Below are 18,859 nucleotides of genomic sequence, written 5' to 3' on the forward strand. Positions count from 1 at the left end.
ATGATCAACGTATCTCGCTTTCTGACCGCTGTTGCCTTCTCCTTCGCCGGCGTCGCCGCGCATGCCAACGCCGCCGTCGAACAGAACACCTGTGGCAGCAGCACTTGCTTTCAATTGGCCCCGGTGGCCAAGCCGGGCCACGATGGCCTGATGGCCTCCGACGGCTCCAGCCGTACGCCGCATGGACAAATGGTGGCTGCCGATGGTGCCAGCCACACGCCGCAAGGGCAGATGGTCGCGGCGGACGGCTCAAGCCATACACCGCAAGGGCAGATGGTTGCCGAAAATGGCGCCAGCCGGACCCCGCAGAGCCAATGGCTGGACAGCCATACGGCTTGAACGGCAAAGGTGTCTGCCGGTGAACGGCAGACACCTCTTTGATCGGCAGACCGCCCACATTTCAAAAGGTGAACCCTATGTTCCTCATCGCTTTTCTGGGCGGTCTGTTGACTGTCCTCAGTCCCTGCATCCTGCCGGTGGTGCCGTTTCTGTTTGCCGGCGCCGACCGTTCGCGTTCCTCGATCCTGCTGACCCTCGGCGGCATGGCCCTGACCTTCGCCCTGATCTCCAGTCTCGCCGTGGTCAGCAGCGAGTGGGTGATCCAGGCCAACAATACTGGCCGTCATGTCGCGCTGATCGTGATGGTGCTGTTTGCGCTGTCGCTGATTTCCGCACGCATCGGTGACTGGCTGGCGCGGCCGTTCGTGTTGCTTGGCAATCGTCTGGATCCGGACACCCGCAGGAAGGCCGGCCCCATGGCTCCGGTAATGATCGGCGTGGCCACCGGCCTGTTGTGGGCGCCATGCGCCGGGCCGATTCTCGGGGTGATCCTCACCGGTGCAATGTTGCAGGGCGCCAGCGCCCAGACCAGTCTGCTGTTGCTGGCTTACGGCGCGGGCAGTGCGCTGTCGCTCGGGACACTGATTTTCGCTGGTCGCGGCCTGGTCAACCGGTTGAAACCGTCGATTCCTTTCACCGGCTGGTTCCGCCGTGGCGCAGGTGTCGCCGTGCTGGCGGCGGCGGTGGTGATTTCCACCGGGGCCGATCGGACCCTGCTGGCCGGCACATCGTCCGAGGGCGTCGCCAGTGTCGAGAAAAACGTGCTGGAAAACGCGCCGAAAGTGATCGACTACTTCATCAGCAAAGTGCGGGCGGACTCGATTTCGGACGAGCAGAGTAAAGGCGCGATGCCGTCGCTGGCCGGCGCGGTGCAATGGCTGAACTCACCGGAGCTGAACGCTGAATCCCTGCGCGGCAAAGTGGTGCTGGTGGACTTCTGGACCTACGACTGCATCAACTGTCAGCACACGCTGCCCTATGTGAAAGCGTGGGAGAAGAAGTACGGCAAGGACGGCTTCGTGGTGATTGGCGTCCACACCCCGGAATACGGCTACGAGCGGATCATCGACAACGTCAAGGATCAGGTGAAGAAACTCGGCATCACCTACCCGGTGGCCATCGACAACAACTACGCGATCTGGCGCAACTTCGACAACCAGTACTGGCCGGCGCACTACCTGATCGATGCCAAGGGGCAGGTGCGTTACACCCACTTTGGCGAGGGGCGCTACGAAGCTCAGGAACAGATGATTCAGCAGTTGCTGAAAGAGGCCAAGGCACCGGCCGCCTGAACCGCGGACATCAATGGCTCACAGGTCGCGCACCATGAGCCATTGTTCGTTACCCCAGGCCCGAAAACGTTCCAGCACGGTCCAGCCGCGTTTGGCGTAGTAATCCTGCTTGTTCTGCGTATGCAGGTAGAAGCGTGGCTGGCCTTGTTTCCTGGCTTCGTCGGCAATGCCTTCGATCAGTTTTTCTGCCAGACCCTGCCCGCGAGATTCCGGACTGACCAGCACACAGGCCAGCCAGGGTCCCAGATCCGGTCGTTGGGCGAGATCCGCACGCGCCAGTGCCGCGCCACCGAGCAACCGCTCGCCGTCCAGTGCGATCAGGCAGCGCCAGTCACCATTGGTTTGCCCTTCGGCAAACTCCCGTTGCCAATCGGTCAGCGGCTGATCGGCGTATTCGTAGTGAAACTGGCGGTGGATCCACTCGGCGTAGGTGTTGCTGTGCTGCATGTGGTCGGCGAGCCATACGAGGCGCAATGACATGTCCGGATTCCGTTCACGAGGCGGGTCTGCATGAAAGCCGATCCGCCTGCGCATTGGCAACCCCGGACAGTGTTTCGAGCGCTTTACAAAATCCCGCCACTCATCGGCGAAGTCCCGGTTTACGGGGTTCTCCAGACGATTGGCAGGGACGGCGCACAGTCTCGGGACGATAGTGAAAGAGCAGGGGTGTATCCGCCCTGTCACTGATAAAAAGAAAGCGAGGTTGCCATGCCCAAATTCGTGATTGAACGCGAGATTCCAGGAGCCGGAAACCTGTCGGAGCAAGAACTCAAGGCAGTGTCGCAAACGTCCTGCCAGGTGTTGCGCGAACTCGGGCCGCAGGTGCAATGGCTGCAGAGTTACGTCACCGCCGACAAGATCTACTGCGTGTACATCGCCCCTGATGAGGAACAGGTGCGCGAGCACGCGCGGCTGGGCGGGTTTCCGGCCAACAGCGTATCCCGGGTGATGAGCGTCATCGACCCGACGACCGCCGAGTGACGTCTATGAGCACCCCCATCGATCTCAATGCCCTCAAGGAACGCCAGAAGGTCGCCTGGGCCAGCGGCGACTACGCCGTGATCGGCACCACCTTGCAGATTGTCGGTGAGAACCTCGCCGAAGCCTGCGATTTGTGTTGCGATGAAGAAGTACTGGACGTGGCGGCCGGCAATGGCAATGCCACGCTGGCGGCGGCGCGTCGGGGTTGTCGGGTGTTGTCCACCGATTATGTCGCGGCGTTGCTGGAGCGCGGTCAGGACCGGGCACGGGCCGAACATCTGGACGTGACCTTCCAGGTGGCCGACGCCGAAGCGCTGCCGTTCGACGACGCCAGTTTCGATGCGGTGCTGTCGACCTTCGGTGTGATGTTCGCCCCGGATCAGGCCAGGGCGGCGCAGGAACTGGCCAGGGTCTGTCGCCCTGGCGGGCGGATCGGGCTGGCCAACTGGACACCGGAAGGTTTCGTCGGCCAGATGTTCAAGACCCTTGGACGCCACCTGCCGCCGCCACCCGGTGCGCAGCCACCGTCGAACTGGGGCGCGCAAGCGTGGCTGCATTCGCAGTTCGATGATCGCCAGTTCCAGTTACAGGTGACTCGCCGCCACTTCAATTTTCGTTATCGCTCGGCGGCACACTTCATTGACATCTTTCGCCACTGGTACGGACCGGTGCACAAGGCGTTCGCCGTGTTGCCACCGGAAAGCGGGCAGGCACTGGAAAGGGATCTGACGCAACTGATCGACGGGCTGAACCGGGCTGGGCCAGAGTCGATGGTGGTGCCGAGCGAGTATCTGGAGGTGGTAATAACCAAGCGATGAACGCAAACCCATGTGGGAGCGAGCAGGCACGCTCCCACAGGTTTTTCTATTTCAGATGGGCACCGTCAAACCATTCAAGCGCCGTGCGCCAGAAGCAGATGCCGAGAAAATAAGCCGATGCCAGCAGCCATAAACCCATCACCAGCGGGTTGATCAGCGGGTGGTTGAGCACCAGCGACAGGCTGCACAACAGCCAGATCGCCGTTACCGCAATGTTGATCGGCATGAAGCGGCGCACGCGAAACGGGTGCAGGAATTTCATCCGGGTCACGGTCAGCAGTGCCAGACCGATCACGGTCAGGAAGGTGATCCACGGACCGGGCTCGATAATGTACAGACACAGCGCGACCACGTTCCACGCGGCAGGGAAACCGACGAAGAAGTTGTCCTTGCTCTTCATGTTGACGTTGCAGAAGCAGAACAGCGACGACACCAGAATCAGCGACACGGTCAGCAGCAGGGTGTAATCGGGAAGGGGAATGTAGCGATAGATGAACAGCGCCGGAATGAACACGTAGGTCAAGTAATCGATCACCAGATCGAGGATCGAGCCGTCGAAACTCGGCAACACCGATTGTACGTTGACCTTGCGTGCCAGCGCCCCGTCGAGGCCGTCGACGATCAGCGCCACGCCCAGCCACATCAGGCAATGGGTCGCCTGGTTTTCCAGCAGGGCGAGCGTGGCGAGGAAGGCGGTGACCACGCCGGTCGCGGTGAAACCATGGGCGCCCCAGGCCTTGAGCCTGGCGATGTGAACGGTCGATATCACGGAGGCGGTCTCCAGAAAGTGAAGCAGGCCGGGAACCAGCAACAGGCATGCGGCCAACCGGGTCGGGTTGCAGCTATCGACCGGCCGGGCCGGGATAAGGTTCACCCACTCATGAATGTTAGCTGGCAACGCAATTTTTTCGACGCACAAATCGCCTGCCCGCCCCGGTGTCGGCCAAACGGTGCTGGCGCAAGCCGCAGGCGGGTCTATCGTTGCCTGACGCTGTTATGCCTTTGCTTGAGGATGACGTCATGAACACCAGTGATCTGCTCGAACAACTGCTGCGAGGCCAGGCCTCGGCGGGACAACAAAGTGGCGCCTCGGCCGGCGACGGTCTGGGCGGGCTCGGCGGTCTGCTGGGCGGGCTGCTCGGTGGCGGTGGCAGCAGCGGCGGTGGTGTGCCTGCCGGCGGACTGGGTGGCTTGCTCGGTGGCTTGCTCGGCGGCGGAGGACTGGGCGGTGGTACGCAAAGTCGTTCCGGGGGCACCAACTACGCGGCACTGGCTTCGCTGGGCATGATGGCGTTCCAGGCGTACCAGACCTGGCAACGCAGTCAGGCGTCAGCGGCCCCGCAACAGACCCCGCAGACTGCGGACCTGCTGGCCGGTCCGCAGGTCGAGGAACACAGCCATGCGGTGTTGCGCGCATTGATCGCGGCGGCCAAGGCCGATGGACGAATCGACGAGTCGGAAAAACGCTTGATCGGCAGTGAAATCGGCCGCCACACCGACGACCCGAACCTGCAGCAATGGCTGGACGCCGAAGTCGCCAAACCTCTCGATGCCCGCGAAGTTGCGCAGGCGGCGAACAGCGATCCGGCCGTGGCTGCCGAAATGTATATCGCCAGTGTGATGCTGGTGGACGATCAGCAGGACGCCGAACGCAATTACCTGGATGAGCTGGCGGCGGCGCTGCAGATCGATCCCGAATTACAGGTTCATCTGGAGCAGCAGGCCAAAGGTACAGCCTGAAACAGGTCATCCCCTGCGCCCCGGAGGTTTCCATCCGTCCGGGGCTTTTTTACACCGATTGAATTTTTCCGTGCCGGCGTCGCTCTTCTGCATAACAGCAGCCGATTGCAGCCGGAGCCGCCATGAACAGGAACCTCGACGACTACAACCGCATGCGCGACTTCTCGGCAACCTCGGAGCCGGCAGCGGTCAAGCGCCGGGGCCGGAAGGCCGGAACCGACCACGCGCTACAGTTCTGCATCCAGAAACACGATGCCTCGCACCTGCATTACGACTTTCGCCTTGAACTCGACGGTGCGCTCAAAAGCTGGGCGGTGCCCAAAGGCCCTTCGCTCGATCCCAAGGTCAAGCGCCTGGCGATCCACGTCGAAGACCATCCGCTGGATTACGCCACCTTTGAAGGCAACATTCCCGAAGGGCACTACGGCGCAGGGGATGTGATCGTCTGGGATCGCGGCGTGTGGATTCCGCTGGAGGATCCGCAAAAGGCCTACGCCAAGGGCAAGCTCAAGTTCGAGTTACAGGGTGAAAAACTCGCAGGCGTCTGGAATCTGGTCCGTACCCACATGCCGGGCAAGAAGGAACAGTGGTTCCTGATCAAACATCAGGACGGCGCCGCCCGGCCGCAAGACGAATACGACGTGCTGGACGCCGAACCGGACAGCGTGCTCAGCGAGCGCACGCTGGTCGACAAACCGAAGCTCGATGCAAGGCAAGTCAAGCCGCTGAAGCCGTCACCGCGCAAATCCGCGTCGGGCAAACTTGTCGGCGCGCACAAGGCACGGCTCCCGGCACTGCTGAAGCCGCAACTGGCCACGCTGGTAGACAGTGCGCCAAAAGGGGAATGGAGTTACGAAATCAAGTTCGATGGCTACCGGATCATGGCGCGCATCGATCATGAGCAGGTGCAGTTGTTTACCCGTAACGGCCATGACTGGACGCATAAACTGCCGGAACATGCCCGGGCACTCGCCGCCCTGGGACTGGAGTCGGCATGGCTTGACGGTGAAGTGGTGGTCGCCAACGAAAACGGCGTTCCGGATTTTCAGGCTCTGCAAAACGCCTTCGACGCCAACCGCAGTGCCGACATCCTTTATTACCTGTTCGACCTGCCCTACCTCAACGGCGTCGACCTGCGCGAAGTTCCGGTGCAAGAGCGGCGGGCTGCACTGGCCACGGTATTGAAGGCGCACGAGCAGCCGTTGCTGCGTTTCTCCGAGGCCTTCGACGAAACCCCTCAGGCGTTGCTCAACAGCGCCTGCCAGATGCAAATGGAAGGCCTGATCGGCAAACGCCTCGGTTCGCCCTATGTGTCCCGGCGCAGCAGTGACTGGATCAAGCTCAAGTGCAAGCATCGCCAGGAGTTCGTGATTGTTGGCTATACCGATCCGAAAGGGTCGCGCAGTGCCTTTGGTGCGCTGCTGCTCGGTCTGCATGACCGCGACAGCGGCGAGCTGCGTTATGCCGGCAAGGTCGGCACCGGTTTCAATGATCTCACCCTGAAAACCTTGCTGGCCCGGCTCAAGCCGTTGCGGGCAAAAAAGACTGCACTGGTCAACCCGCCCAGTGGTTTTGAGGCCAAGGGGGTGCACTGGCTCAAGCCGGAGCTGCTGGCGGAGGTGGCGTTTGCCGAAATGACCCGGGAAGGTTCGGTTCGCCACGCCGTGTTCCATGGTCTGCGCGATGACAAACCGGCGGCGCAAATTACCGAGGAGCGAGCGAAGCCAATGACAACTTCAGCCACCAGGACCTCCGCGAAAAAACCTGCGACCACCGCCAGGGCAGCGTCGCAAACCGGACTGGTCAGCGGCAAGGTCAGAATCACCCACCCGGACCGGGTGATCGACGCCACCAGCGGCACCACCAAGCTGCAACTGGCCGAGTATTACGCCAGCGTCGCCGACTGGATTCTGCCGCAGCTCAAGGATCGGCCCGTGGCGCTGGTGCGGGCCCCGGATGGCATCGCCGGCGAACTGTTCTTTCAGAAAAACGCCGAACACCTGGCGATCCCCGGCATCCGCACGTTGGACAAGCATGTCACCGGGCAACCGGTGATGTTGATCAACAACCCCGAAGCGCTGATCGGTGCGGTGCAGATGAGCACCGTCGAACTGCACACCTGGAACGCCACGACGGTAGACCTGGAGAAACCCGACCGCTTCGTTCTCGATCTCGACCCGGATCCGGCGCTGCCGTGGAAGAGCATGGTGGAAGCCACTGCGCTGACCTTGAGCGTGCTGGACGAACTGGGTCTCAAGGCTTTTCTCAAGACCAGCGGCGGCAAGGGCATTCACGTGGTGGTGCCGTTGACCCGCAAGCATGGCTGGGACGAAGTGAAGGATTTCAGCCATGCCATCGTCAGCCATATGGCCCGCTTGCTGCCGGAGCGATTCTCGGCGGTGTCGGGGCCGAAGAATCGCGTGGGACGGATTTTCATCGATTACCTGCGCAACGGTCTGGGCGCCACGACCATTTGCGCCTACGCCGCCCGCACCCGGGAAGGGCTGCCGGTATCGGTGCCGCTGTTTCGTGAGGAAGTCGGCGACATCAAGGGCGCTGATCACTGGAATGTGCGCAATGTTCATGAGCGGCTGGCGGATGTCGGCGACGAGCCCTGGGCGGACATGAAGAAAACCCGTCAGAGCATCACTGTCGAGATGCGCAAAAGGGTCGGTATGAAAAAGTGATCAGGCGTCACGTAACAAGTCGTGGGCGTTGAGCAGTTCGAAGGCGATTTCCGGGTGCTTTTCCAGGCCTCGGCGAATGGCGGCAGGGATCGCCTGGCGAGTCTTGCGGCACATGCCCGGCAGCTCGTCGATTTCGATGGCGATGCCGCGCATGGTTCGCACTTCGTTGAAGCCGGGAGCGATGTCCATGCGAATCCCCAACTGCTCGTACATCCGCTGTTGAAGGCGCTCGAGATCAGCGAGGCTCTGCAGGTTTTCCAGACGCTCGAGCAGGCGCTTTTCCTCCTGGCGCGTAAGCAACAGGATGCGCAGATCCGCGCCGGGCATTTCCAGCAACGGATCACGCCCGCAGATGCAGGCGCCGGGCGGGCAGGGGGAGCGGATCGGGGCGGAAATCGTCATGGCCTCCATCATAGAGGCCGTTCGACGGTTTTGCCCATGGTCGCCCCGCTGCCGTCCATCGGCAGAGCGCGGAGGTGGCAAATCCGTCCGCCACCGTCGTCGAGTAGGGGGCTGTTACTGCGACAGGCCTTCGTAATGGGCCAGGATCGCATTGGCCAGCTCTTCATCACTGGCGTTCAGCCCCGGGTTGGCCTGACGAACCTGTTGCAGCGCCGACTCCAGGTACGCGCCACGGATCGCACCGCCGCTGGCGACGAATGCGGACAGGTCGTCACGGGCCGGAATCACCATTTTGTGATCCTTGAAGGTGGAATACAGCGATGCGGAAACGCCCGCCGAAGTCGCGACATCTCCCGCATCCACACGGGCGAAGGCCGAGCCGAATGGCAGGCAGAGCACAAGAGACGAAACAAGTAATAAACGACGCATGACGGTGTTCCTCCAGCAGCGTAAAGCGAAAAGGAATTACCACATAATGTGAGAGGTGCGGCTTGACCGGGAGTTCCGTGCAGGATGGCGGACGGTCGCGGCATAAAGTGAGACCGGGTGCACAGTCTTCGATAGGGCGAGGCGGGCGCTGACATACATTGCGACGCTCCGGTACGGCAGGCGGGTGGAAATAGGCTTAACTGAAACGCTGAAAGGCTCGTTTCAGGGCACTCAGGGAGGATCCACCGTGTCGATCAAACTGCGTTTGGTGTTGCTGATCGCGACCAGTCTGCTGACGGCGCTGATCGTGAGCCTGGTCAGTTATGTCGGTAACCAGCGGATGGCGTCGGCGGTCAGTGACAATGCGGTCAGCATGAGCGCGCTGCGCAATCACATGGAAGCCGACATGATGCATGACGCCCTGCGTGCCGACGTTTACTCGGCCATGCTGGTGGGGCTGGGCAAAGGCGCCGGCACGGCGGATGAGGTGCGTCGTTCCGTCGAAGAGCATGCCGCGCATTTTCGCGAAGTCCTCGGCGAAAACCTCAAACTGCCTCTGGACGCCTCGATTCGGACGGCGTTGGAGCAGATCCGGCCGAGTCTCGATACTTACATCAACGCGGGCGAGCGGATTGTCGGGCTGGCGCTGGAAAACCCCGACACGGCGCAGCAGGAACTCGGTACGTTCAGCGCTGCGTTCAGCCAGCTCGAAGAACAGATGGCCTCCTTGAGCGAGCTGATCGAAAGCAATACCCGCCAGACCAGCCAGGGCACCGAGGCGGCGATCCGCAATGCCAACATGGCCCTTGGCATTGTGCTGATCGCCAGCCTGTTGCTGCTGGCGGTTCAGGGGCGTTGGGTGATCCTGGGCATCACCGGCCCATTGAAAACCGCCAGCCGCATTGCCGAAAGCATCGCCCATGGCAACCTCGGCGAGTCGATCGCCGAGCCATCGGGCAAGGACGAGGCCAGCGCGCTGATCCGTACGCTGGCAACCATGCAGCGGGATCTGCGCGAGATGATCGACGTGGTGCGGCGCAATGCCCACGGTGTCAGTGGCATGAGCGAGCAGCTGAGCCACGGCTGCCATCGGGTGGCCGACAGCAGCCAGCAGCAAAGCGTCGCCGCCGGCACCATGGCCGCCGCCGCGAGCCAGATGACCGCCAGCATCGAAGAAATCACCCGGCATGCCGAGCGGGCCCTGAGCATGGCCAGTCAGGCCGAGGCGCTGGCCAAGAATGGCGGGCAGGTCATTCACCAAGTGGTCAGCGACATGGATGACATCGCCCGGTCCGCCCAACAGTCGGCGCAGGTGATCCGCACCCTGGATCAGGAGTCCGAGGGCATCTTCAACATCATCCAGGTGATCAAGAGCATCGCCGACCAGACCAACCTGCTGGCGCTCAACGCGGCCATCGAAGCCGCGCGGGCGGGGGAGCAGGGCAGGGGGTTTGCGGTGGTCGCCGACGAGGTCCGCAGCCTGGCTGCCCGTACCAGCGCCTCAACCCAGGAAATCGCCGCGATGGTCGCCCGTATCCAGAACAGCACCCGTGAAGCGGTCAGCAGCATGGAGGCAGGTGTTGCGCAGGTCGACAAAGGTATGGCCGTCACCGCCGATGTCGAGCGCGCCATCCGTGAAATCCTCGATGCCACCCTCAACACCACACAACTGGTCAACGACATCACCCGCACCATCGGCGAGCAGAGTCAGGCCAGCAACGAAATCGCCCATCAGGTGGAAATGATCGCCGGCATGTCGGAAGGCAACAGCAAGGTGATCGGCGAAACGGCGAATACGACGGATGAATTGTCCAGTCTGGCGGGGCGGCTGGCGCAGTCGGTGGATCGGTTCAGACTTTGAGCCGCGCCCTCCCGATCTCATTTGTAACAATTGTGTGGCGGAAAAGGTTGGCCAAAAGGCTGAAAGGCTTCAGCCAGAGCCATTTCAAGGGTCATGTTCGGCGATTGGCCGCCGATAAGTCCACAGGCGGATAAAGACCATCAAGTCGGGAACAGACGCGCGGGTTTGTCCTGACGTGATATTCTTCGCGCCACTTGGATTGACCCCATTCAGTCTGGCGCGCTTTTCGGCGGGCCGACCGAACCCCTGTCGCTCAAGTAGCTGAAGCCAATAATGATAAAAAGTCAGTTCAGAAGGGACATATAACTGAGGTCGACGCAGCCTGTCGGCCTTGTGTGCCCACCCGTCAAAATTGAAGTGTGCCGGACTCCGCGATGCTGGCCTGAGTGTCGCGAGAACAGGGGAACGCATACGTACAACAGCGGCGGGCGGAAGACGTTTTATCATAGGTGCAACGGATGTTTAAAAAAGTGAACACAGCCTTGCTGGGGCTGGCTTTGGCGATGGGGATGTCGTCCGCCAATGCCGAAGAAGCAAAGAAAGTCGACGTCCTGCTGATCGGCGGCGGCATCATGAGCACCACCCTGGGTGTGTGGATCAATGAGCTGGAACCGAGCTGGTCGATGGAAATGGTCGAGCGCCTCGACGGCGTCGCCCTGGAAAGCTCCAACGGCTGGAACAACGCCGGTACCGGTCACTCCGCCCTGGCCGAGCTGAACTACACCCCGGAAGACAATAAAGGCAACGTCACGATCCCGAAAGCCGTCGAGATCAACGAAGCGTTCCAGGTCTCCCGTCAGTTCTGGGCCTGGCAGGTTCAGCAAGGCGTTCTGAAGAACCCTCGCTCGTTCATCAACACCACGCCGCACATGAGCTTCGTGTGGGGCGATGACAACATCAAGTTCCTGAAAAAGCGCTACGAAGCCCTGCAGGCGAGCCCGCTGTTCGCCGGCATGCAGTACTCCGAAGACCCGGAAGTGATCAAGAAGTGGGTCCCGCTGATGATGGAAGGGCGTGACCCGAACCAGAAAATCGCGGCCACCTGGAGCCCGCTGGGTACCGACATGAACTTCGGCGAAATCACCCGCCAGTTCGCCGGTTACCTGCAGACCAAGCCTAACTTCGACCTGAAACTGTCGAGCGAAGTACAGGACATCACCAAGAACGCCGACGGCACCTGGCGCGTCAGCTACAAGAACCTGAAAGATGGCACCAAGACTGAAACCGACGCCAAGTTCGTGTTCATCGGCGCCGGCGGCGGTGCCCTGCACTTGCTGCAGAAGTCCGGTATCGAAGAAGCCAGGGAATACGCCGGCTTCCCGGTAGGCGGCTCGTTCCTGGTGACCGATAATCCGGCCATCGCCGAGCAGCACCTGGCCAAGGCCTACGGTAAAGCGTCGGTCGGCGCGCCTCCGATGTCCGTCCCGCATCTGGACACCCGTGTCCTGGACGGCAAGCGCGTCATCCTGTTTGGCCCGTTTGCGACGTTCAGCACCAAGTTCCTGAAAGAAGGCTCGTACCTGGACCTGCTGACCAGCACCACCACCCACAACATCTGGCCCATGACCAAGGTTGGCATCAAGGAATACCCGCTGGTCGAGTACCTGGCTGGCCAACTGATGCTGTCGGATGAAGACCGCCTGAACGCGCTGAAGGAATACTTCCCGAACGCCAAGGCCGAAGACTGGCGCCTGTGGCAAGCCGGTCAGCGTGTGCAGATCATCAAGCGTGATGAAGCCGCTGGCGGCGTGCTGAAACTGGGCACCGAAATCGTTGCTTCGAAAGACGGCTCCATCGCCGGTCTGCTGGGCGCATCCCCAGGCGCATCGACCGCTGCACCGATCATGCTGAGCGTGCTGCAGAAAGTCTTCAAGGACAAGGTCGCGACCCCTGAGTGGCAAGCCAAGCTGCACCAGATCGTTCCAAGCTACGGCACCCAGCTGAACAACGATCCAGCCAAAGTGGCTGAAGAGTGGGCCTACACCGCCAAGATCCTGCAACTGCCAACCCCGCCGGTGATTGGCCAGGCTGCACCTGCAGCGGCACCTGCTTCGGCTGAAAAGCCACAGGCTCCGAAAGAAAGCGCTGCACGTGACATGGCGCTGTAATTCAGACGCCTGACACACGAAGCCCACTGAACCGGTGACGGTCAGTGGGCTTTTTTGTGCCCGGAGTTCAGGCTTTGGCAGCGGCCAGATAAGCCCCCAACCGTCGACCCATTTCTTCGCCAAGCGCCTGCAACCCACTCAACGGCCGCACCATCACCTCGAACTCGACGATCTTGCCGTGCTCATCGAAGCGGATCATGTCGATGCCTTTCAGCTCTTTGGTCCCGACCTTGGCGCTGAATTCCAGCACCACGTTCAAGCCATCCGCCGTCGCCAGTTCACGGTGATATTTGAAGTCCTCGAACACGTTGAACACGGTGTTGAGGATCATCGAGACCACCGACGCGCCGGGGTAAGGCGTGTGGGCCATCGGCGAGCGAAATACGGCTTCGGGATCGAGCAGATCGGGCAGGGCCTTCAGGTTGCCGGTACGGATCATCTCGTGCCAGCGCTTCAGGGACTCGGCGGCGTTGGCGTGCAGGTTCAGTTCGGACATGGTTTCACTCCTGTATTTTTGTTGTTCTTGGCCTGGCGCCAATGACTCTAGATCAAAGCGGCGCAAGGGAAACCATCCGTAGTGGTCTGAATATCGAAGCATGCACAGGCCAGATCCATCTGATCCGCTTTTTCCGGTTGAATCTGCATCTGTAACCGTCTCAGCCAGGCGCCCAGAATAGCCCTACGGTTCGGCCACACATCACGCGCTTCATTCCGAAGCGCCCGGTGCGCCGGACATTCAGTATTCAGGAGGCCTGTATGGCTAAGATGGCGATTTTCCTCGGTGGCTTTCTTGTGTTGACCATCATGATCGGTGTTCTGGCCACGATTTCTCCGGTCTGACGCGTACCTGACACATCCTTCATGGGGCGTGTGATCTAATGCCGGGCTTTTCAACCAGCAAACGGATTTCACCCCATGGCCGAACAGCGTATTCGCGCACTTGCACTGTGTGTCTTTCAGCACCACGGCAAGATTCTGGTTAACCGCTTCCACGACCCGGTCGCAGACCAGACCTTCTACCGGCCCATCGGCGGTGGCATCGAGTTTGGCGAAACCAGTCGCGAGGCTATCGTGCGCGAGGTGCAGGAGGAACTGGGTCTTTCCATGAAGGATCTGCGGCTGCTCGGGACGCTTGAAAGCCTCTTCTTCTACAACGGCAAACCGGGGCATGAAATTGTTCAGGTGTACGACGCCCGTTTCGAAGACGGGCAGGTGTACGAGCAATCGCAGATCGTCGGTCACGAAAGTGACGGCTCTCCGTTCACTGCAACCTGGCAGGGCAGTTTAAGTTTCACTGAGCAATCACCGCTGGTGCCTGTCGGTTTGCAGTCGTTGCTCAAGGATGCCGGCATCCTCGGCTGAGATGGGCGCGGGAACACCAACCTCCAGACAAAACCGCATTCGGTATTAGACTCCACCCAGGATCGGATACCGGAACGCCTTGCCATGTCGAACCCTCCATGGACTCGCTGATCAACGCCGCCGGCCACGCCCTGGCGGCGGGTGACCCGTTGGCGGCGCTGAATTTCGTGGCTCTGCGTGAAGATCCACCGGCCCTGGCTCTGCGTGGAATCGCCATGGCCCAGCTCGGCGACATGGCGCGGGCCAAGGCATTGCTGCAACGGGCGGTAAAAGCGTTCGGCGCCAACGAGCCGTTGTCCCGGGCGCGCTGCGTGGTGGCCGAGGCTGAAGTGGCGCTGGCGGCGCGGGATCTGGGCTGGCCGGTGAGGGCGCTGGAAGCTGCGCGGCAGACACTGCACGATCACGGCGACTGGCTCAACGCAGCGCACGCGCGCTACCTGCAGATTCGTCGGTTTTTATTGATCGGGCAGTTGAATGAGGCTGACACGCTGCTCGATGAACAGACACCTGCACCGTTACCCCCAGCCTTGCGCGCCGCCCATGAACTGATGTCAGCCGGGATCGCGCTGCGGCGAGTGCAGGCGCACAAGGCGCAAGCGGCGCTGGAGCGTGCACAGCGGGCGGCGCAGTTGGCTGACATTCCGGCGCTGCTGGCGGAGATCGAACACACCCGGCAAACCCTCGACGCTCCCGCCGCCCGATTGCGGATTGCCGGTGACGTGAAAACGGTGACGCTCACACAGGTCGAAGCCTTGTTTGCGTCTGCGACGATGGTGGTGGATGCCTGTCGCTACAGCGTGCGCGGAGCAGGCATGACGGTGGCGCTGGCAACCCGACCGGTGTTGTTCAATCTGCTTCAACTGCTCGCTGAAGTCTGGCCCGGGGATGTTCCCCGAGAAACGCTGATCGCCAGGGCCTTCCGTTTGAAACTCGATGATGAATCCCACCGCGTCCGATTGCGGGTCGAGATTGGCCGGCTGCGCTCTGCACTGAAGCCGTTGGCCGGAATCACTGCAACGTCCCGTGGCTATGCGCTGGTCGCGCAGGATGTGGCGCTGCTGACATTGCCGCTCGAAGACAGACACGCCGCGCTGCTGGCTCTGCTCGCCGACGGCGAGGCGTGGTCGAGTTCGGCGCTGGCGCTGGCCTTGGGCAGCAGTCAGCGTCAGGTACAACGGGCGCTGGAAACGCTGGCCGCGCAAGGCAAAGTCCAGGCATTCGGTGTCGGTCGGGCACGACGCTGGCTGACCCCGCCGGTGCCGGGTTTCGCGACGATCTTGTTACTCCCGGTGTCGTTGGGCAATGGCTAGGCTGGACTCACCCACTCAACGAGGTAGTCAGCATGAAACAGGCAAACGCAGAAATCCTTCGGGAATACGGCCCGTTCGAAGGCATCCATGGCGTCCACGGTGTGACCTTTGACGGCCAGCAGGTCTGGTTCGCCAGCGATGGTCAGCTCAATGCACTGGACCCGGCCAGCGGCGAAACGGTGCGCACGATCAAGGTCGGCGCCGATGGTGGCACCGCGTTCGATGGCAAGCATCTGTATCAGATCGCTGACCGCCGTATCCTCAAGATCGATCCGGCCACCGGCAAGGTACTCCATACCATCGCGGCGCCCGGTGGTGGAGGTGATTCGGGCATGGCCTGGGCCGAGGGCTCGTTGTGGGTCGGGCAGTATCGCGAGCGCAAGATCCATCAGATCGACCCGGAAACCGGCAAGATCCTCCGCACGCTGGAGTCGAACCGCTTTGTCACCGGCGTGACCTGGGTCGACGGTGCGCTGTGGCATGGGACGTGGGAGGGCGACGAGAGCGAGATCCGGCGCATCGATCCGGGCAACGGCGAAGTGCTCGAAAGCCTTGCGTTGCCCGTCGGCATCGGTGTCTCGGGGCTGGAGGCCGATGGCGGTGAGCGTTTCTACTGTGGCGGTGGGAACACCAGCAGTGTGAAGGCGGTGCGTCGGCCCAAGTGAAACCTCACGGCGCGCCGAACAGCATCGTCCAGTACACGCCGTTGTCACTGCGGGCGTCACTGGCAAAACCGGCGCCGACCTGGGTGAACATCGGGTTCATCAGGTTGGCGCAATGCCCGGGGCTGGCAAGCCAGCCGGCCATTGCACTGCTCGGCGAACTTTGCCCGGCGGCGATGTTCTCGCCGATCTGCCGGCCACGGTAGCCGGCGGCGCGGGCACGGTCGGCCGGCATATCGCCGTCCGGGTCCTGATGGGCGAAATAGTTGCCGTAGGCCATGGCCTTGCTGTGGCCCTGGGCAGCGGCGCCGAGGGACGGGTTCCAGCTCAAGGGCCGGGCAGCGGCGAAACGCTGGCGTCCGCACAGACGCGGCCGGGCGCGGGCAGCGTTGACTTGTGCCAGCAGGGCCTTGCCGACACTGCGGTTGTCGCCCATGTGACTGTCAATGACTGGCCGCGCCAGTACTACCTGCCATTCATTGCGGGTGCGGCTGATGCCGATGTCGGCATACTGCGCATCGACCAGTGCGCTGCAATGTTCGTCCTGCAACTGATCGAATGCCTCTTCGGCATCCTCGGCCCCGACAATGCGGATGCTGCGCACGGCCACCGCCGCATAACCGGAAGCCTTCAATTGCTCGCGCAATCCACCGCCGTAGCCATAGCCGATGGGCAACGCAATATTCTGTTTGAGCGCCAGGGGTGCCAGCCGTTGTGCCGCACGCCAGTCGCAGCGTTGCGGATGGGCGCGCAGGTCATTGATGGCGGCCGCCAGTTGTCGTTCCGCGCCGGCATGGGCGGAGGAGGCGAGCAAAGGAGAGAGGATCAACAGGCACAGCGAAACGAAGCGAGACGAACGAACGGCGTGGCGTATGGGACGCAAGACTCTGAAAAAAGACAGCGCTGACAGGGAGTTAACCGCGAATGCGGCGCGCGTAGGACTGGCCTTTTTGTGCTTGGTTCACGAAGCGGCGGGGGCTTTCGCCGGCTGCCGACGAAGTGCACAAATGCCGTTCAGCGATTCAGCATTTCCTTCATCGATTGCAGGTATTGCGGCCGCTCGGAAATCGAGTTGTGCGCCGAATCCTTCACGACTTCGAGCGTCGCCACACCGTCGGGAAAGCTGTGCAGCAGGCGCTCCGTGCTGGCCCGGGGGACAACCTCGTCATCGCTCGCTGCCAAGAGCAGCGTCGGCACACGGATGTGCGCCGCATATCTGCCCGACTCGAAATGCTCCTTCAGCAGCCACTTCACCGGCACCCACGGGTAATGCTCGACGGCGAGTTCCACAAGGCTGTTGAACGGCGTGACCAGAATCAGTCGTGTCACCGGTCGCTGACTGGCCAGCCGTACCGCAACGCCGGAGCCCAGGCTGCGCCCGATCAGGGCGACCTGCGGATGCCTGGCAAACACCTGATCGAACAACGCGAGGGCATCCCGGGCAATCGCTTCTTCGGACGGGGAACCGCCACTGCCACCGAAGCCGCGATAGTGCAGCAGGTAGATCGCGTAGTCGGGAAACGCCTCGGCAAAGGCCGGCAGATTGCGCGAGACGTCCTCGGCATTGCCGCCGAAGTAGATCAACGCCCGCGCCCCTGAATGCTCGCGGACACTGACGCGTATGTTCGCATCGGGCATGGTCAGGGTCATCCGCGATTGCGCCGAATCCACTGCGCCTGACTGCGGAAAATAGATCAGCGAGCGCTGGAACACGAACAGCGCCGCACACAGGATCAGGTACAGAGCCAGCAGCAAAGCGACGAGTGACATCAGGATTCTGGACATTCGACTAACTTTAACGGGACGTGAAGGTTCGCCCATGCAGTGTAGTTGAGCCTTCCCCGGCGACCGCCGCCGCACACAAGGTGCAACAACAAAGAGGCGAGCATGAGCCACACTGAGGGTTGTTCACGTCGCCGTCTGCTCAAACTGGCAGCCGGTGTTACCGCGCTGTTCACCGTTGACCGGGCGTTGGCTGCCGCCACGTCGTCGAGTGCCCCCGGAGGCCTGACCATGCAGACCCGCGCCATCCCTTCCAGCTCCGAGCTGTTGCCTGTGGTAGGGCTGGGCACCTATCGCGGCTTCGACGTCGCGCCCGGCGAGCCGGCCTATAGACAATTGCCGGCAGTGCTCGACGAGCTGTTCAGGAAGGGCGGCACGCTGATCGACAGCTCACCCATGTATGGCCGCGCCGAAGAAACCACCGGCGAGCTGCTGTCGATTCACCAACCGCGCTCACCGGCGTTTCTGGCGACCAAGGTGTGGACCCGCGGGCGCGAGGAGGGCATCGCGCAGATGGAAAACTCCTTTCGCCTGCTGCGCACCGACCGCATCGATCTGATGCAGATCCACAACCTGCTGGACTGGCAAACTCATCTGCCGACCCTGCGCGAATGGAAAGAGCAGGGCCGCATCCGCTACATCGGCATCACCCATTACACGCCCTCGGCCTACGACGAAGTGGAAGCGGTGCTGAAGGCCGAACCGCTCGACTTCCTGCAGATCAACTACGCCCTGGACGACCGTGGCGTGGAGAAACGCATCCTGCCGTTGTGCCGCGAGCGGGGTGTGGCGGTGATCTGCAACCGGCCGTTTGGCGGTGGCGGGCTGCTGGCCCAGCTCAAGGGTAAACCGTTGCCGGGCTGGGTGTCCGACGTGCAGGTCAACAGCTGGCCACAACTGGCGCTGAAGTTTTTGTTGTCGAACACGGCAGTGACTTGCGTGATCCCCGGCACCGGCAACCCGCGTTACATGGCCGACAATGCCGGCGCCGGGTTCGGGCCGATGCTGACCGATGCACAGCGCCAGCAGTTGATTGCACTGGTCGGGTAATTTCCATCGCGGACGTGAATAGCGCACCAGCATCCC

Annotated in this window: 19 protein-coding genes and 1 pseudogene; 13 read left to right on the forward strand and 7 right to left on the reverse strand. The window is 61.9% G+C overall.

Annotated features, from left to right (window positions below; translation table 11 throughout):
• Positions 1 to 339, forward strand: coding sequence for a hypothetical protein (locus tag ACK6BI_RS16975; protein ID WP_409317952.1), 339 nt, complete (start codon positions 1 to 3; stop codon positions 337 to 339).
• A 77-nt stretch (positions 340 to 416) separates the two neighbouring features.
• Positions 417 to 1,631, forward strand: coding sequence for a cytochrome c biogenesis protein DipZ (locus tag ACK6BI_RS16980; RefSeq protein ID WP_409317953.1), 1,215 nt, complete (start codon positions 417 to 419; stop codon positions 1,629 to 1,631).
• Between the two features lie 18 nt (positions 1,632 to 1,649).
• Here the strand turns inward: ACK6BI_RS16980 and ACK6BI_RS16985 are convergent, their stop codons facing one another.
• Positions 1,650 to 2,111, reverse strand: coding sequence for a GNAT family N-acetyltransferase (locus tag ACK6BI_RS16985; protein ID WP_409317954.1), 462 nt, complete (start codon positions 2,109 to 2,111; stop codon positions 1,650 to 1,652).
• 228 nt (positions 2,112 to 2,339) lie between these two features.
• Here ACK6BI_RS16985 and ACK6BI_RS16990 point away from each other — a divergent pair, with 228 nt between their 5' ends.
• Both ACK6BI_RS16990 and ACK6BI_RS16995 read left to right on the forward strand, forming a co-directional pair.
• Positions 2,340 to 2,612, forward strand: a complete 273-nt coding sequence (locus ACK6BI_RS16990; protein WP_065260370.1) for a DUF4242 domain-containing protein — start codon at positions 2,340 to 2,342, stop codon at positions 2,610 to 2,612.
• A gap of 5 nt (positions 2,613 to 2,617) precedes the next feature.
• Entirely contained in the window at positions 2,618 to 3,430 is an 813-nt protein-coding gene (locus tag ACK6BI_RS16995; protein ID WP_409317955.1) for a class I SAM-dependent methyltransferase, read from the forward strand.
• A 46-nt stretch (positions 3,431 to 3,476) separates the two neighbouring features.
• Here ACK6BI_RS16995 and pcsA read toward each other — a convergent pair whose 3' ends face one another.
• The gene (gene pcsA / locus ACK6BI_RS17000) at positions 3,477 to 4,199 is read right to left on the reverse strand and encodes a phosphatidylcholine synthase (protein WP_409317956.1); all 723 of its coding nucleotides are present in this window, start codon (positions 4,197 to 4,199) and stop codon (positions 3,477 to 3,479) included.
• A 251-nt stretch (positions 4,200 to 4,450) separates the two neighbouring features.
• Between pcsA and ACK6BI_RS17005 the strand changes: the two genes are divergently transcribed.
• Together ACK6BI_RS17005 and ligD are read left to right on the forward strand one after the other, a co-directional pair.
• Positions 4,451 to 5,170 carry a tellurite resistance TerB family protein gene (locus tag ACK6BI_RS17005; protein ID WP_409317957.1) on the forward strand — a complete coding sequence of 240 codons (720 nt, stop codon included), beginning with the start codon at positions 4,451 to 4,453 and terminating at the stop codon, positions 5,168 to 5,170.
• 122 nt (positions 5,171 to 5,292) lie between these two features.
• On the forward strand, positions 5,293 to 7,857 hold the full coding sequence (gene ligD / locus ACK6BI_RS17010) for a DNA ligase D (RefSeq protein ID WP_409317958.1): 2,565 nt from the start codon (positions 5,293 to 5,295) through the stop codon (positions 7,855 to 7,857).
• Here the strand turns inward: ligD and ACK6BI_RS17015 are convergent, their stop codons facing one another.
• Together ACK6BI_RS17015 and ACK6BI_RS17020 are read right to left on the reverse strand one after the other, a co-directional pair.
• Positions 7,858 to 8,259, reverse strand: a complete 402-nt coding sequence (locus ACK6BI_RS17015; RefSeq protein WP_409317959.1) for a hypothetical protein — start codon at positions 8,257 to 8,259, stop codon at positions 7,858 to 7,860.
• 114 nt (positions 8,260 to 8,373) lie between these two features.
• Positions 8,374 to 8,688, reverse strand: a complete 315-nt coding sequence (locus ACK6BI_RS17020; protein ID WP_065260365.1) for a DUF2388 domain-containing protein — start codon at positions 8,686 to 8,688, stop codon at positions 8,374 to 8,376.
• A 247-nt stretch (positions 8,689 to 8,935) separates the two neighbouring features.
• On the opposite strand from ACK6BI_RS17020, the pseudogene ACK6BI_RS17025 reads away from it, so the two are divergent.
• The 3 genes and pseudogenes from ACK6BI_RS17025 to mqo form a co-directional block, all read left to right on the forward strand.
• A pseudogene (locus tag ACK6BI_RS17025) lies at positions 8,936 to 9,694 on the forward strand (MCP four helix bundle domain-containing protein); the annotation flags it as partial.
• Positions 9,695 to 9,823: 129 nt separating this feature from the next.
• The gene (locus tag ACK6BI_RS17030) at positions 9,824 to 10,549 is read left to right on the forward strand and encodes a methyl-accepting chemotaxis protein (RefSeq protein ID WP_409318038.1); all 726 of its coding nucleotides are present in this window, start codon (positions 9,824 to 9,826) and stop codon (positions 10,547 to 10,549) included.
• Between the two features lie 458 nt (positions 10,550 to 11,007).
• On the forward strand, positions 11,008 to 12,657 hold the full coding sequence (mqo, locus tag ACK6BI_RS17035; protein ID WP_409317960.1) for a malate dehydrogenase (quinone): 1,650 nt from the start codon (positions 11,008 to 11,010) through the stop codon (positions 12,655 to 12,657).
• A 67-nt stretch (positions 12,658 to 12,724) separates the two neighbouring features.
• Here the strand turns inward: mqo and ACK6BI_RS17040 are convergent, their stop codons facing one another.
• Entirely contained in the window at positions 12,725 to 13,153 is a 429-nt protein-coding gene (locus tag ACK6BI_RS17040) for a nuclear transport factor 2 family protein (protein ID WP_409317961.1), read from the reverse strand.
• 419 nt (positions 13,154 to 13,572) lie between these two features.
• Between ACK6BI_RS17040 and ACK6BI_RS17045 the strand changes: the two genes are divergently transcribed.
• The 3 genes from ACK6BI_RS17045 to ACK6BI_RS17055 all read left to right on the forward strand — a co-directional run bounded on the left by ACK6BI_RS17045 (position 13,573) and on the right by ACK6BI_RS17055 (position 15,994).
• Entirely contained in the window at positions 13,573 to 14,019 is a 447-nt protein-coding gene (locus ACK6BI_RS17045) for an NUDIX hydrolase (protein ID WP_409317962.1), read from the forward strand.
• Positions 14,020 to 14,117: 98 nt separating this feature from the next.
• Positions 14,118 to 15,329, forward strand: a complete 1,212-nt coding sequence (locus ACK6BI_RS17050) for a helix-turn-helix domain-containing protein (protein ID WP_409317963.1) — start codon at positions 14,118 to 14,120, stop codon at positions 15,327 to 15,329.
• A 32-nt stretch (positions 15,330 to 15,361) separates the two neighbouring features.
• Positions 15,362 to 15,994 (forward strand): PQQ-binding-like beta-propeller repeat protein, encoded by a 633-nt coding sequence (locus ACK6BI_RS17055; RefSeq protein ID WP_409317964.1) that lies wholly within the window; start codon positions 15,362 to 15,364, stop codon positions 15,992 to 15,994.
• Positions 15,995 to 15,998: 4 nt separating this feature from the next.
• On the opposite strand, the gene ACK6BI_RS17060 is transcribed toward ACK6BI_RS17055, so the two are convergent.
• Together ACK6BI_RS17060 and ACK6BI_RS17065 are read right to left on the reverse strand one after the other, a co-directional pair.
• The gene (locus ACK6BI_RS17060; protein ID WP_409318039.1) at positions 15,999 to 16,865 is read right to left on the reverse strand and encodes a CAP domain-containing protein; all 867 of its coding nucleotides are present in this window, start codon (positions 16,863 to 16,865) and stop codon (positions 15,999 to 16,001) included.
• A gap of 140 nt (positions 16,866 to 17,005) precedes the next feature.
• Positions 17,006 to 17,776 carry an alpha/beta hydrolase gene (locus ACK6BI_RS17065; protein ID WP_409317965.1) on the reverse strand — a complete coding sequence of 257 codons (771 nt, stop codon included), beginning with the start codon at positions 17,774 to 17,776 and terminating at the stop codon, positions 17,006 to 17,008.
• A gap of 102 nt (positions 17,777 to 17,878) precedes the next feature.
• Here ACK6BI_RS17065 and ACK6BI_RS17070 point away from each other — a divergent pair, with 102 nt between their 5' ends.
• Complete coding sequence (locus tag ACK6BI_RS17070; protein ID WP_409317966.1) at positions 17,879 to 18,823, forward strand: aldo/keto reductase; 945 nt, start codon at positions 17,879 to 17,881, stop codon at positions 18,821 to 18,823.
• Positions 18,824 to 18,859 lie beyond the last annotated feature (36 nt).

This window comes from Pseudomonas sp. KCJK9016 (assembly GCF_046231795.1).
GTDB lineage: Bacteria > Pseudomonadota > Gammaproteobacteria > Pseudomonadales > Pseudomonadaceae > Aquipseudomonas > Aquipseudomonas bananamidigenes.